The sequence below is a fragment of the Patescibacteria group bacterium genome, from assembly GCA_038065255.1.
Lineage (GTDB): Bacteria > Patescibacteriota > Patescibacteriia > JACQRZ01 > JACQRZ01 > JBBTRI01.
On record JBBTRI010000004.1, the window covers coordinates 12,926 to 26,467 of the forward strand.

15 protein-coding genes are annotated in these 13,542 nt (G+C 43.8%); 1 reads left to right on the top strand and 14 read right to left on the bottom strand.

The features are described from left to right. A partial coding sequence (locus AAB400_01310) for a hypothetical protein (protein ID MEK7648533.1) occupies positions 1-1,248 on the top strand: 1,248 nt, incomplete at its 5' end. Here the strand turns inward: AAB400_01310 and AAB400_01315 are convergent. The 14 genes from AAB400_01315 to AAB400_01380 all read right to left on the bottom strand — a co-directional run bounded on the left by AAB400_01315 (position 1,226) and on the right by AAB400_01380 (position 13,527). After that, a complete protein-coding gene (locus AAB400_01315) occupies positions 1,226-2,425 on the bottom strand; it encodes a glycosyltransferase (GenBank protein MEK7648534.1) in 1,200 nt (399 codons plus the stop codon). The genes AAB400_01310 and AAB400_01315 overlap by 23 nt on opposite strands. Further along, on the bottom strand, positions 2,422-3,579 hold the full coding sequence (locus AAB400_01320; protein MEK7648535.1) for a glycosyltransferase family 4 protein: 1,158 nt from the start codon (positions 3,577-3,579) through the stop codon (positions 2,422-2,424). Before AAB400_01320 ends, AAB400_01315 begins: the two co-directional genes overlap by 4 nt. Further along, a complete protein-coding gene (locus AAB400_01325) occupies positions 3,576-4,643 on the bottom strand; it encodes a glycosyltransferase family 2 protein (GenBank protein ID MEK7648536.1) in 1,068 nt (355 codons plus the stop codon). The genes AAB400_01320 and AAB400_01325 overlap by 4 nt, the downstream gene beginning before the upstream one ends. Before the next feature lie 23 nt (positions 4,644-4,666). After that, positions 4,667-5,284 carry a type II secretion system protein gene (locus tag AAB400_01330; GenBank protein MEK7648537.1) on the bottom strand — a complete coding sequence of 206 codons (618 nt, stop codon included), beginning with the start codon at positions 5,282-5,284 and terminating at the stop codon, positions 4,667-4,669. 10 nt (positions 5,285-5,294) lie between these two features. After that, positions 5,295-6,137, bottom strand: coding sequence for a prepilin peptidase (locus tag AAB400_01335; protein ID MEK7648538.1), 843 nt, complete (start codon positions 6,135-6,137; stop codon positions 5,295-5,297). A 6-nt stretch (positions 6,138-6,143) separates the two neighbouring features. Beyond that, on the bottom strand, positions 6,144-6,659 hold the full coding sequence (locus AAB400_01340) for a type II secretion system protein (GenBank protein ID MEK7648539.1): 516 nt from the start codon (positions 6,657-6,659) through the stop codon (positions 6,144-6,146). Positions 6,660-6,769: 110 nt separating this feature from the next. Next, positions 6,770-7,267 (bottom strand): type II secretion system protein, encoded by a 498-nt coding sequence (locus AAB400_01345; protein MEK7648540.1) that lies wholly within the window; start codon positions 7,265-7,267, stop codon positions 6,770-6,772. A gap of 4 nt (positions 7,268-7,271) precedes the next feature. Continuing rightward, a complete protein-coding gene (locus AAB400_01350; protein ID MEK7648541.1) occupies positions 7,272-7,742 on the bottom strand; it encodes a prepilin-type N-terminal cleavage/methylation domain-containing protein in 471 nt (156 codons plus the stop codon). Between the two features lie 50 nt (positions 7,743-7,792). Then, the gene (locus AAB400_01355) at positions 7,793-8,254 is read right to left on the bottom strand and encodes a prepilin-type N-terminal cleavage/methylation domain-containing protein (GenBank protein MEK7648542.1); all 462 of its coding nucleotides are present in this window, start codon (positions 8,252-8,254) and stop codon (positions 7,793-7,795) included. Between the two features lie 61 nt (positions 8,255-8,315). Further along, positions 8,316-9,527, bottom strand: coding sequence for a type II secretion system F family protein (locus tag AAB400_01360; protein ID MEK7648543.1), 1,212 nt, complete (start codon positions 9,525-9,527; stop codon positions 8,316-8,318). Between the two features lie 25 nt (positions 9,528-9,552). Further along, entirely contained in the window at positions 9,553-9,939 is a 387-nt protein-coding gene (locus tag AAB400_01365; protein MEK7648544.1) for a hypothetical protein, read from the bottom strand. Positions 9,940-9,945: 6 nt separating this feature from the next. Then, positions 9,946-10,311, bottom strand: a complete 366-nt coding sequence (locus AAB400_01370; GenBank protein ID MEK7648545.1) for a hypothetical protein — start codon at positions 10,309-10,311, stop codon at positions 9,946-9,948. Positions 10,312-10,315: 4 nt separating this feature from the next. After that, a complete protein-coding gene (locus tag AAB400_01375) occupies positions 10,316-10,615 on the bottom strand; it encodes a DciA family protein (GenBank protein MEK7648546.1) in 300 nt (99 codons plus the stop codon). 23 nt (positions 10,616-10,638) lie between these two features. Next, complete coding sequence (locus AAB400_01380) at positions 10,639-13,527, bottom strand: UvrD-helicase domain-containing protein (GenBank protein ID MEK7648547.1); 2,889 nt, start codon at positions 13,525-13,527, stop codon at positions 10,639-10,641. Positions 13,528-13,542 lie beyond the last annotated feature (15 nt).

Sequence of the window (13,542 nt, forward strand, 5' to 3'; positions counted from 1 at the left end):
CGGGCACTAGCAGTGCTTATTCAAAACAAAAAAACAGCGCAGTACTGTGTTCTTATGCTTTTCGCACTGCCATACCCTTTTCTTAGTATATCAACCCCATGGGGTTTTGCCTATGGTATCACGGCCCTCATTGTACTGTCCAGTAGTATGCTATGGGGAGGGGGGTTGCACGCGCGCTACTTCCTGTCAGCCCTTGTTTTGGCTACTCTGGCAATCCATCCGCTTGCAGGCATACCGGCAGCACTCTATGTAATGTTCACTTTTGCCCTGCCCAGTATTGAACGGCAGCACCTAGGGATAAAAACGGTATCTTTTGCATTGTTAACCATTCTTAGCATACTTGCTGTTCCGGCTGCATTCGTTGTAAACTCGCTCATTTCCTCCCAACTTTCCATATCGTTTACATGGCCACAGATATCACTGCCAACCATTCTGGCATTCCAATCCAGATTTTCTCTTTTTTTGGATCCAGTCTATTTCTACGCACATAATGTGTTCTTCATACTATTTGGTATAAGCGTCGTAGGATTTTTTATCCTTCGCTCGCAAGGAGATCATCACAGACGACTCACATATGTTGGCATGATACTGTTTTTTATTACGCTCGCACATGCATTCATACTTACCAATACCATTAATTTTACTACTCTTATTTCCTATGAACGGGGTGATTATGGTATGCGCCTCGTTTCGCTGGCATTTGTGTTTCTTCTGCCGCATATGGTTGCTGCGATCAGCAGTCTTGCGTCGCGAGCTTTTGCCGCTCCGTGTCCTCCCCTTGTCAGAATGGCATGGATATCGGGGTCGGTACTTGTCCTTCTTGCAAGCCTCTACCTCTCGTATCCGCGAAATGATGCATTTCAAGCATTTCATGGATACAATATTTCTTCTGCTGATATCTCTGCAGTGCAGTGGATCCATAGCAATGCAGGCGCTCAACGCTTTGCTGTGCTTGCCAATCAGGTAGTTTCTTCTGCGGCACTACGAGATTTTGGGTTTAGCGGTTCAACATTTTATTATCCTCTGCCAACTTCTTCACCCCTCTATGAATACTACACACGCATGATGCGTAATCCATCCCAAAACATTATCGAAGATGTTAAAACATTTCTCCCTGTCTCGCGTGTCTATGTCGTTGTCACGTCATACGAGCCTCGGGCCCCACTCATCATTAACCAATTGAGGAAATCTGCTTCGGGCTGGATGTCATTTGAACAAGATGCTGTTACGGTGTTTGTATTTGAATGACATGTTTCACATACGAAGCGCAATCACGGCCGTTCATGCTCCGCGCCGCTGCATGCCTCATCTGATCGTAGTGTTTACTGATGATAGCACGATCCATTGCATGAAAAAGTGATGATGTATCGGCGGGTGTAAACACAAAACCATTTACCCCATCTTCAATATGTTCTGCTGCTCCCCCAATATCTGCTGCAATCACAGGTATTCCACAAGAAAAACTTTCACCGATAATCGTGGGGGAATTCTCATAACAGAGCGAGGGCACAATCGAGTAATGCATATTTTGCAGATTGCTCAACACTTTTTCATGAGACAACCTGCCAAGAAATGCTATTCTAGAATCATTTTTACAGAGACGCTTGATTTCTTCTTCATCAGGCCCTAATCCTGCTATCCAGAGTCGTATATGTTGCTCTGGGAGCTTGTGAAATGCCCGGCACAAAAAAAGTATGCCTTTTGCCTCATTCAACGTTCCGGCTGCAAAAAAATGAATTGCTGATTGGAGATTTTTTTGACACAGAATGTCATGAGTTGCCGAGCCAACACTACGCATGGGATTAGCAAGCACAGTACGTTGTGAATGGGGGAAAAAACCGCGTCGTTCATAAAATGTTTTTAAAAAAAGGGATGGACTTATAACAACGTGGGGGGAGCCAAAGAGTAATCGCGAACACCATGCATGAAAAAGATTTTGCAGTTTGTGCTCTTCGTTTTCTTTTTTCCAAAACAGTAATCCTGTCGGCACGACAAGCTGAACATCATGAAGAGTATGAATATGTTTTATACCTGCATGCCGAATAGCAAGCGGTATGAGGTATCCCATGCCTTTGAGATTATGCGTCATAACGCAATCAGGTTTGTTTTTTTGTAAGTAGTGCAGTATAGAACCATAGGTATGGATATTAAACATATCCATAAGATGCCATAATGCGCGCATCCAATAGGGCTTTGCGTTGACATCAAGGAATGAAAAAAGGTTCAATGGATACAAGCGTTCAACGCAGATGCCATCCTCAAACGATGAGTTGAACATGAGTGATCGCAATCCTTTCCAGTCACAGATTGTTAGAACACGAACAGTATGCTTTTTTTTGAGTTCATCAACAATATCTTCAACAACTACTTCAGCTCCTCCGCGCACGAGAGGGCGAAACAGGCTTGTAATTACAACGTAGTTCATATTTTTTGAAGTTCTGATACGAATTTCTTACCAACAGCATCTGTTGAATAATTCTGAAGTGCACGTTCGCGCGCAGAACTGCTCATGCGCATACGCAGCGCCTCATCCGAAAGTAATGTATAAAGAGCCTCACCTAATTCAATCGGGTTTGAAGGAGAAAAGTGCAAGCCATCAATGCCATGTCTCACAACACTGCGTACACCTGGCAAATCTGACGTAATAACCGGTTTTCCACAGGCCTGTGCTTCAATAATGGCAATACCAAATGCTTCGGATGAATCAATCGATGGCAAAACAAATACATCTGCGATAGCATAATAGAGCGGCAGCTCATCCGACACAACTGAACCGGCAAAGTGAATATTGCCTTCGCAATCAAGAAGTTTGCTTTGACGTTCGTATTCTTCTTTGCAATCTCCGTCACCGACAATGACGAGATGGGTGTTATTCATTGTTGAAAAGTGTTTTGAAAAAACTTGGATAAGCAGCGAAACACCTTTGAAATAGTGGGCGCTATCAAGCCCACCGACGAACACAACAACGCGATCAGTTGCCTTGATGCTATACCGTGAAAGAATACTGCTATCCTTTTGTCGAGGATAAAAAATAGTCGTATCGACTGCACAGGGAAGTTCACTGAATAATTGCTTTCTTTTGCTAAGGTATTTTTTTAAATATGATTGCTGCGCATAATCCCATGATGTTACAAATACTCGGCGAGCAATACGAAGAGTGAGTGGTAAAAACAAAAATGTATACAGTTTGAATATACACCGAAACAGTCCCTTCCCAACCAAATCATGGTGATAGGTCACAACAATTTTTTTCCTCCATACATACCCCGCCAAGAGCACCAACCATTCATTGCCAATGCACGGATAGTGGAGATGAATGACATCAGCCTGCAACAAAGGTCTCAAAAGCCCCCTCATCACCGCTGCATTGCCATAGGATACAGAGGGGTTGAGACGCTTCACTTTTACTCCGCCATCAAATTCCACCGCTGCGACTTTCTTATCTAATGAAGGGTAGAGTGGAGTTGCAATGGTGACATCAAAACCCTCTTTCGCTGCCATACGCGCATTCTGTTGCGCCACGGTGCCGATTCCTCCCCTATAGGGGGGGTATACCGCAACAACTTCGATGAGTTTCATACAAATCTTTTGATGCATTTCCAATACCAACGCGTTATCGGGTTTGCAACATTGCGGATAATGGGACTATCAACATCTTGGAAAGCGATATCACAGGTAAAATGCCTCATGATATCCGCATCTTGTTTGACACGCAGCGGAGCGGACTTCTTACGCTCGCGCGCAATATACGCCCATATCGATGGCTTAAGGAAAAATGCATAGCTTTTGATTTTTTCCTTCACCCTGATTACGGTATTTTTTCTCGAGAGCAGTCCGATAATACTATATGCCACTATACTGCACTCCCAAAACAAAAATAAAGGAGCAAGAAGAACGAGTGTTTTGAGTTGATAGTTTTTGAGCATCATCAGCAGCCTATTACGTTCAATATAATAAAACTTTTGGATGCTCCTGGAAAATTCATAGCGATGAGCAACAACAGATAACGGACTCACTACGGTACGATAGCCTGCCTGCTGCATGCGCCAACAAATGTCGGAGTCTTCATGATACATAAAAAACTTCTCATCTAATAACCCGATCCGCCGCAGCACGTCAATGCGATAGATGACTGCTGCTCCACTGCAATATCCAACATCGCGCACTCCATCACAGAAAAACTCACTATTTTTTTTCAAATACCCCCGCGTATAACCGAATCCTAAAATATGCAGTTCATTCCCGCATGAATTGATGAGTGTGGTATCGGGATACATGAGAATCTTGGGCTGCACTGCTCCTAATGATGCATCACTATCCAGTAAGGATATAAGAGGATCGCGCCAATTGGGCAAAAACCGTAAATCTTGGTTCGCAAGCATCACATACTGTGCTCCATGTTCAATGCCATATCGCATACCGGTATTGCACGCACCGGCAAACCCACTGTTTTTGGCATTTCGCAATACTATTGCTTGGGGACATGATGTGCGTAGAAGATCCGCTGAATTATCCGGAGAACAATCGTCTACCCCAACCAATGTATAACTGCCCTGTTCTGTGCATTGCTTCAAAGATTCACAGAAATCAGGAACATCCTGTGCACCATTATACATCGGGACAACGATCCACAGCTTTTGCATACATAGTGACCTTTCAGCAATATCTAATAATCAAAGTCGATCCTGCCGGAAATCCGATCAAGCACAACTTGTTTTGTGTGATTATTTCGTGTGTTCTTGAGTGTGAGTGTCAGTTTTTTCATTTCTGTTGCCGCATCAATAAGCACAAATGATGTCGGCCGTTGAAAAAATGCTGTTGCTGTAGTTACCGTGATAATACTATCGTCTGCTGCCTTGAGTTCCTCGATTTTTTCCAATACGATCGGAGCTCCGTCCACAATAAGGGATTGGCATCGAATAACCGTGTCGGTATTAGGGGTGTATGCTTTATTACTATCGGTATCTGCAAAAAGTACAATACCTTCATTGATGGTTGTAGAGCCGTCCACGCACGATTTGCTTGCTGCTGTTTGGAATACATATACGCCATATCCTTGCGCATTAGCATACTGCTCAATACTGCCGGACTGGGCGGCAGATTGGCTTGTGCGAAGCGCATCGCTCATGCGCATGGTAGCAAGGCGCAACGCATCATCCTGGCGTCCGGATTGAAACTGCACAACCGAAACAGTGGTCAAAAGGCCAATAATCGTAAGCGCTACAAGCATTTCAACGAGCGTAAAACCCCTTCGAACATCTGTCTGTTGCGTATACGTAATCATAGTACGAGTATCATAGCAAGAGCGTACGATTAACAAAAGCCATAATCGGATCTCCAATGAGAAGCATCGTGGCCGTTGCTGCTGTAAGAAACGTACCAAAAGGTACTTCACTGCCTCGCGATTTTTTGCCAGCGGCAATGAGCGCAATACCGATAATCGAACCGGTACAATAGGCAATAAACAGCGCCACAAGCACCTGGGGCCAGCCGAGCATAAGTCCCATCATGCCTCCCAAGAGGATATCCCCTCCACCAATCCATTTTCCTGATGAAACTACATATTGTGCGCCAAAAAATGCCGTTGGAACAAGCGCTGCAACACCAAGATTTAACCATGCCGGCAGAATATAGTGTGGAGAAAAAAGTGGTGGCATAAGCAGATGAGCCGCTAACGCTAGCGCACAACCTGTCAGAACAACGCTGTCATAGATCGCAAACCAACGAAGATCGGTGACAAATATCACCAGTAATATACCCAAGAAAAATATGTTCTTAACAAACACCAAGACGGGAAAAAGCGTTCCGATTGCAAGGATCATTGATAATGATTGTGCTTGAAATTCTGAGAGTATCGCAAGGTAAGCTACTACAACCAACACTCCCATTGCAAGCTCTACAAACGGGTATTGGGGTGATAGGGGTGCCTTACAATATCTGCACGTGCCTTTCAACACCAAAAAACTTACCAGAGGAATAAGATCCTTGATAGTAAGTGCTGTGTTGCAAGTACCGCAATGCGAACGGCCCCGCTGCCATTGTTCATTCCTGTGTAAGCGAAAAATAATAACATTCAAAAAACTGCCGACACACAAGCCCAAAAGAAATACTACCAGAAGTTCAAATATAAAAAGCATTTCAGGTTATTGGACTCCTGATGGGCGCGCTATATGCTCCCCCGGTGTATACCCTGCTATAGTTGTTTCGAGATTGAATTTCATTTGGTATGCTGTGGGCTTATCATTACCTGGCAGCGTTTCCGGTTTATAGCGGTAGTACATAGGACCACCCGGCTGTGGGTTGCCCGGAACTTTACTCATATACACAGGAAATGCTCCGCATGCAGCAAGCGTAGCTTCAAAACCATACTGCGTTGCAGCACAGAGCACATTGTGGTTTGCATCTCCCAAATTCACAAACCCTTCGCCATCTTTTAAATTATCCTTAGTCTGTGGATAACCATTTGTTTGATTGAAATAAAACTCCAAGCCTGTTTGAAGCTGCTTAATATCCGCTAACCGTTTGGAATCGCGTGCGACCTGGCGCACATTTCCCACTGATAGCACGGTAATGCTTGCCAATAGACCAATGATTGAAATGGTAACAAGAAGTTCCACAAGTGTGAAACCTTTTTTGCAAAGAGTGGTATCTAGTTTCATAGTGATATTTGAAAACAAAGTTAGTTATGCACTTCTTGTATGATTATATCACAATAATGTAAAAACAAAAAACACCCCCGAATCTTGGGGGTGTTTGAAGTTCGCAATAATTATGGAGCAATACCTGTCGGAGTAGCCTTGTAGGTTGCAGCAGCACCAAGCGATGTAGTACCTTCCGTGGTAAATGTCATCGTATAGGTAAGTCTGTTTACATCTGCAGCAATGTCTTTGAGATAGAGATATTCCTTCCCGTCAGTAGGATCATGGGGTACCACATTAAGGTATACAGTTTCATCCGCAGCAGGAGTTTCCTTTATACCGGCTGATGTAATAGCCATAGGATCATTAGCATCATTTGTATTTCTACCAAGTTTAAGATCCGCACCTGATGCAGGATACATACCTCCATGCTCATTATTATACAGTTCAAGAGCATTCTGAATCTGCTTGATATCAGCAATGCGGCGTGTATCACGCGCTTTAATGCGCACAGAATTCACTGATACAATTGCGATACCAGCCAGTAAACCAATAATTGCCACAACTACCAACAATTCGACGAGTGTAAAACCTTTTTGAAGCCCTAGAGCATATTTTCTCATATTCATATTTTTATCTTCCACTAATACCCGTAGGTGTTGCTTTATAGTTTCCAAGCGCGCCGAGTGATGTAACGCCCTCTGTTGCAAAATTAATCTGATAATTCAAGCAAGGTTTTGTTGCATCACCTTCGGTACCGCACGCTAGATATTGATATTGGAATTCACCGTTATTTGTCGGGTCTTTCGGCACGACATTTAAAAACGTAGGGTCACCTGCAGCAAAACCATTTGTAGAAATCACAGTAATGCCCGCATCACCAAGTTCCTTAGTAGCTGTTGCTTGAGGATAGAGTCCTCCTTTTTCATTATTATACAGCTCAAGCGCATTCTGGATTTGCTTAACATCTGCAATGCGACGTGTATCACGCGCTTTAATACGTACCGAATTCACCGATACAATTGCAATACCCGCCAGTAAACCGATGATTGCCACAACCACCAGCAATTCGACGAGTGTAAAGCCTTTTTGAATATTTTTCATAGGCTAATGTGCTTAAAATTAATGATTAAATGAATCTTATTGTAAGTATATTAGGGAACTACAACTACCGGTTTAATTTTCATCCCACCGGAAGTTGCTTGATAGGTACCTTTTTCCATGGTACCCGTTCCAGTTTCGAGAACAAATTCTATAATATAATCCTTTGTGGGGGCAGCAGGTGTGGGATATACATAGGATTGTGTTGAAGCTGGGTCCTTTGGAACTGGGTTTAAATAAACACTATCTCCGACTCCTACAGCAGTCGTAAAACCTAGATTAGAAATAGCAACACCACTACCTTCTCCAATTTTTGCAACCTCAGCTGCGGGATAGGTTCCTGAATCACTATAATATAACTCAAGCGCATTTTGGATCTGTTTGATATCTGCAACTCTTCGAGCATCCCGTGCTTTGGAACGCACACTATTTACCGATACCGTGGCAATGCCTGCCATGAGTCCAATAATTGCAACAACAACGAGCAATTCAACGAGCGTAAAACCTTTTTTCATAATTATTCTTCTCTATATCGCTTAGTTATCCACAATGAGTACCTTTGATAGTATAGCATATCTACATTTTTGACGATAGTGTGTACATTGGCAATAGAATACCTGCAACCATAACACCCACACCCAAGCCGAGCAGTACCATAATAGCCGGTTCAATGAGTGATATAACGTTATCCAGCATTACTCCCACCTCGCGATTATAAAACTGGCTCACTTTTTCCAATACATCATCCAAGCGCCCGGTCTGCTCGCCCACGGAAAGCATGTGGGTAACCATCGGAGGAATCTCATGGCTTTTGGCGAATGCCGTAGAAATAGGATTGCCATCTTCCACTTCTTTAATGGTCTGCGTAATCAAATCCTCATATACCGCATTACCCACAATATCCCTTACCACGCGTAATCCTATAGGAATAGTAATGCCCCCCACGAGAATTGTCCCGAGACTCCGAGAAAAACGCACCAATGATACATACGTAAATAATTTGCCAAATACCGGCAGCTTAAGCATGATGAAATGAATAACATAGCGCCCGGCAGGAGTTCTGATGTATACATTGAATGCTACAATTATCCCAATAAGAATAATGATGATAAGCCACCAAAAATGGGTAAAAAACCAGCTGGTACCGATCAAGATGCGTGTTGCAATCGGAAGCTCTACGCCAGGCCCCATATCGGTAAACATCGTGAGCATTTTAGGCAGCACAAATACAAACATCACAAAACTTGCGACAATCATCATGCAGATAATGAAAATCGGATAGGACAACGCGCCAATCAACTTGCTTTGGAGTTCATATTCTTTTTCTTGTTGGTCAGCAAGGTAATTCATAATTTCATCCAAGCGCCCTGAAGTTTCACCGGATTTAATCATGTTTACAAAGTACGAATTGAACAAATTCGGATACCTGCCCAATGCTTGGGAAAGCTTCATGCCGCCTTCAACTTCATTCACCACATTGGAAAGCGCCTCTTTCAGTGCTCCGCTTGAGGATTGCTGCGAAAGGATTTTGAGAGCCTGAACCAGCGGTACTGCCGCGGAAACCAAGATGGAAAGCTGGCGCAGGAAAATAGCAAGGTCCTTTTTTGAAACACGGGAAAAAAACATTCCAATGACCTTAGTAAAGCTTGTTTCAACCACTTCTTTCAACTCCATCACAGCCAGCTCACGCTCCAGGAGCATTTCTGCAGCATGGGACTGGGATTCCGCCTCGAGCATCCCTTCAATGTCTTCGCTATTCCTGTTTTTTGCTTTATATTTGAATCGCATGGAAATAAGTATACCACACAAAATCTTATCGATAGCGCGTGGGGCGGCGGGAAATGAGGAAAAATTCTGCTAACGTCAACCCCACTACCAAAAATGCAAGATTATACCACGTCAAAAGCCTCAGTGCCTGCAGAATAAGAAAGCCGTCCACAAGCAGTGCAAATGAGAATGCCTGACGGAATGAAAGGTGTACGCGCTGAAATACGATTTCCTTTTTAAATACCCATGTCCTCACAAAAAAACCGATAATTGCAAACGTTCCAATCATGCTAAAGGTCAAGCTTACATAAAAAAGCAAAAGCCCCACCATGCCGGTGTCAAAGGGATTCACTGTAGAAATGACATAGAACCACGCACCCCAGGAAAGAAGGGTACCTGCAAGCATCATGAGGATATAATGAAAAAGTGTCATAGGATATTATTGAATGCCGCTTGGGGTGACAATATGTTCTCCTTTCGGATAGATTACATTTGTTTTTAATAGAAAGCGCACACGGTATGAAGGACAACGCGATTGGCTTTGGCATTCTGTTGAGCTATCGGCAAGGAGCGGCACATAAGCGGCCGCCAAAAAACCGAAGCGCTGCAAAAACGGATCCTGGAGATGGGGATAAGCAGCATACTGCTGGGCGTAGAGCGAGAGTGAATCCTTCATACTAGCAACTTGTGAAACAATCTGCAGGTCGTATGAACGTTCGGACTCATACGCATTCCAATAGTAAAATCCAACACTGCTGAGCGCAATGAGCATACCGGCAATAATCCATCTGAAAATCGGTTTCATAGGGCTATGTAGTAACAATAGTTATTCTATCAGCCACGGATTTATCAAATCCCTCATTCACATACTGTACAATCATTTCTTCATACATGCCGATCGAAGCAGCTGCCGAGGAATCAATACATGCAAACGTAAGAATCCTACCCCTCAGTGAAAGTGGTTTGATAACCTCAAGGATATCGGCCCCAAAAAATTCTTTAACAATTTCTTCTGATCGGCTCACTGCCTTGGCAGCCGTAACGCCTCGATGGATTCCCGCACGATGCACCGCGCGGTTGAGAAGGGTATGCAATGCTGTAAAGGCCATATAGTGTAGTATAGCACTTATTGTTATATTTTCTTATACTCGCAAATGGATTTGAAATCGCAAAAACGACAATGGAATCCCGGTGTAGCTTTGAAATCGCTTCCCTTCATTTCTTGGACGGTTTTTTCTATATTCTTAAGCGTTTTTTCCTTTTCTTTGGCAGTTCCCAAAAACGACACATGGGATCCATCTTCAACATAGTAGTACGTCAATTTAATCGGATTCATTCCCAACAACTCTTCGGCTGCCATTTGATACATAATAAGCTGCTCCTTATCATGAAAACCTAGTGCATCCTCTGCTTTGCTTTTTCCCGTTTTATAATCAATAATTTCCACGCCCCCCTCAATATCATCGATACGATCAATTTTGCCTTTAAGAATAATACTATCCTCGTCTGTGCCGAGCTTCAAAGTAAAATCCCGCTCAATCGTCCTGGGGCTGGGCAGAGTATCGCTAACCTCTCCATGAATTCGCTCGAGTATATCGGAGCCCTTTGCAAAATATTCCTCTTGTTCTTTTTGAGAACGATACCATTCATCTATCCAGCATTCCTTATACATATTCAGTAGCTCATCGAGACTAGGTACAGTGCGCTCTTCCATGATGCGATTTAAAAACTTCTCAAGCGTCGCATGAATACTTTTTCCAAAACTAAATTGATAGCGCCCGAAGGTGGGTATTTTAAGTAAAAATGAGTACTTATACTGCAATGGACAGGTTTGGAAAGCCCTAAGCTGGCTAAAGCTGACCGTGGAAGGCAGTGCTAACGCCTGCCGAGATGAAGTTGCTGTGCGCTCGGGTGGCAAAGATGGAAGGGTGGTGGAAGACAGAGGGGGTTTCTCGGCAGGGATATTCATCCCGCATTCTTCCAGAAAACGTGAAGGCTTTCTACTGCGTACACCGCCATAATCCTTTGCGCCCGTCAAAAAAACGCCTTCCTGTGCACGAGTAAGCGCAACGTACAGCAAACGTCGTTCTTCTTCAAGATGAGCATCTTCTTGAGGGATGGGTTCCTTTAGTAACTCTTGCGGGAGTTCTAGAGCATCTTCGCGTTCTTGAGTGGGGAATCGGCGGTCTACAAGATGCACAACAAATACATAAGAAAACTCAAGCCCCTTGGAGCCATGAATAGTCATAATCTTTACTACATCGGGCCCTGTGTCGATATCGCGCGCAAGCGATCCGGCATCCCCGGCTTCCTGTTCCAAACGAACAAGCTCCAAAAATTCTTGCAGTCGGGCAAGCGGATATTCGGATTGAAAGGTTTTTAATTTTGCAAATAACTGGTTGATATACCCAAGCCCTTCTCGTTTTTCTAGGGTGTCATCACGACTCAGCCATGTCAAAAACCCTGTATCTTGCACAATACGAAAGAATACTTCGACTGCAGGCTTGGATTTTGCAAGTGCAGCATGTTCGCCAATACGGCTGCATAGTGCGCGGAATGCATCGGCATCAGCCTGCGTGATCGCTTCTATTTCACTCATGTGTTCGAGCGCCTGCCAGAGAGAATATCCTTTCCGATGTGCAAAATGACTCAGAGCAACAATACCATCATGGGAAATATTCAAAAAAGGAAAATTAAAAACTCGGTATAACGCAGGACTTTCGTGGTAATTGTGAAGAAGGGTGCAATATGACAGAAGATCAATAACGGCCGGTTTTGAATACAAACCCTTTTGGCCAAAAAACTGGTATGGAATGCCATACTCACTGCACTTTGCAATAAAATTACTGGCGCTATCATTGGAACGGATAAGTATGGCAAAGTCGCTCCATTGGAGTGTTTCAGACTGCTCTTTAAGCTTGCATATTTTTTGAATTACTTGTTCTGTTTCCTCATCATGTGTCGCACAATACATGTATTCAAGCGTACCCAACCCCTCGTTATGTGCATGGAGTTGCTTTATCAATGCAGTGCCCGATTGTTGAAGTTGGCATTCAAGGCGGTTTGGGTTGTTTTTTTGAATAAATGCATAAGCGCAATCTAAAATATTTTGTCGCGAACGATAATTGCGCGTCAGAATAATTTCCGTACTCGATGGATAATCTTTTTTAAATCGCGTGATATTTGCTAATGACGTACCCCGCCAGCGGTAAATACTCTGATCATCATCCCCTACTACCGTGAGGAGCGATCGATTTGCCGCCAAGAGCTTAATGAGCTCATATTGCGCCCAGTTGGTATCTTGAAACTCATCGACTAATACAGCTTTAAATTGCATCTGATAGCGGTTGAGTAGACCCAAACGTTGGCTAAAAAGCTTGAGTGTGTAGACAATGAGATCGCCGAAATCCAACGCGCTTTCATCAAGCAAGAGTTGCTGGTATTTTGTATATGCACGGGCAAGTTCCTGTATACGTGCAGTTTCATCTTGATCATCGGATTGAAGAGATTCCGCATGCGCTACGTACTCCTGCGGGGTTATTCCTTCATCTTTGCATCGAGAAAAATGCTTCAGTAATTCGTGAATGCATTTGGTAGGATTGCCTGCAGGACGGTAATACTCGAGTCCAAGAAGGTCGAGGTTCTTCCGAACAAGCATCCAGGCAGCTGTTTGATCAAGGAGTTTGAAATCTGTGGGTATGCCGATATCCAACCCGTGCTTTCGCAAGATGCGTTCGCAGAACCCATGAAACGTACATACCCATAGATCAACATAGCCATAGGGCAACAAGCGATCGAGGCGCTCCTCCATTTCTTGCGCTGCTTTTTGGGTAAACGTAAGCGCCAGTACTTCATTGACCGTACATAGTCCGCTAAGAACAAGCCATGCAATCCGTCGAGTAATCACTGTTGTTTTGCCGGTGCCGGCTCCGGCAACAATCATCAAAGGGCTGCCCGCATGCGTTGCGGCACGGCGCTGTTCATCGTTGAGGTTTTCCAATAGTTTATCAAGTGAATTCATATTCTCTGAGAGTAG

Coding starts and splice junctions, on each gene's coding strand:
- AAB400_01315 (MEK7648534.1), bottom strand. CDS start 2,425: ATGAACTACGTTGTAATTACAAGCCTGTTTCGCCCTCTCGTGCGCGGA.
- AAB400_01370 (MEK7648545.1), bottom strand. CDS start 10,311: ATGAAACCGATTTTCAGATGGATTATTGCCGGTATGCTCATTGCGCTC.
- AAB400_01380 (MEK7648547.1), bottom strand. CDS start 13,527: ATGAATTCACTTGATAAACTATTGGAAAACCTCAACGATGAACAGCGC.
- AAB400_01320 (MEK7648535.1), bottom strand. CDS start 3,579: ATGAAACTCATCGAAGTTGTTGCGGTATACCCCCCCTATAGGGGAGGA.
- AAB400_01365 (MEK7648544.1), bottom strand. CDS start 9,939: ATGACACTTTTTCATTATATCCTCATGATGCTTGCAGGTACCCTTCTT.
- AAB400_01360 (MEK7648543.1), bottom strand. CDS start 9,527: ATGCGATTCAAATATAAAGCAAAAAACAGGAATAGCGAAGACATTGAA.
- AAB400_01335 (MEK7648538.1), bottom strand. CDS start 6,137: ATGCTTTTTATATTTGAACTTCTGGTAGTATTTCTTTTGGGCTTGTGT.
- AAB400_01330 (MEK7648537.1), bottom strand. CDS start 5,284: ATGATTACGTATACGCAACAGACAGATGTTCGAAGGGGTTTTACGCTC.
- AAB400_01345 (MEK7648540.1), bottom strand. CDS start 7,267: ATGAATATGAGAAAATATGCTCTAGGGCTTCAAAAAGGTTTTACACTC.
- AAB400_01340 (MEK7648539.1), bottom strand. CDS start 6,659: ATGAAACTAGATACCACTCTTTGCAAAAAAGGTTTCACACTTGTGGAA.
- AAB400_01325 (MEK7648536.1), bottom strand. CDS start 4,643: ATGCAAAAGCTGTGGATCGTTGTCCCGATGTATAATGGTGCACAGGAT.
- AAB400_01355 (MEK7648542.1), bottom strand. CDS start 8,254: ATGAAAAAAGGTTTTACGCTCGTTGAATTGCTCGTTGTTGTTGCAATT.
- AAB400_01375 (MEK7648546.1), bottom strand. CDS start 10,615: ATGGCCTTTACAGCATTGCATACCCTTCTCAACCGCGCGGTGCATCGT.
- AAB400_01350 (MEK7648541.1), bottom strand. CDS start 7,742: ATGAAAAATATTCAAAAAGGCTTTACACTCGTCGAATTGCTGGTGGTT.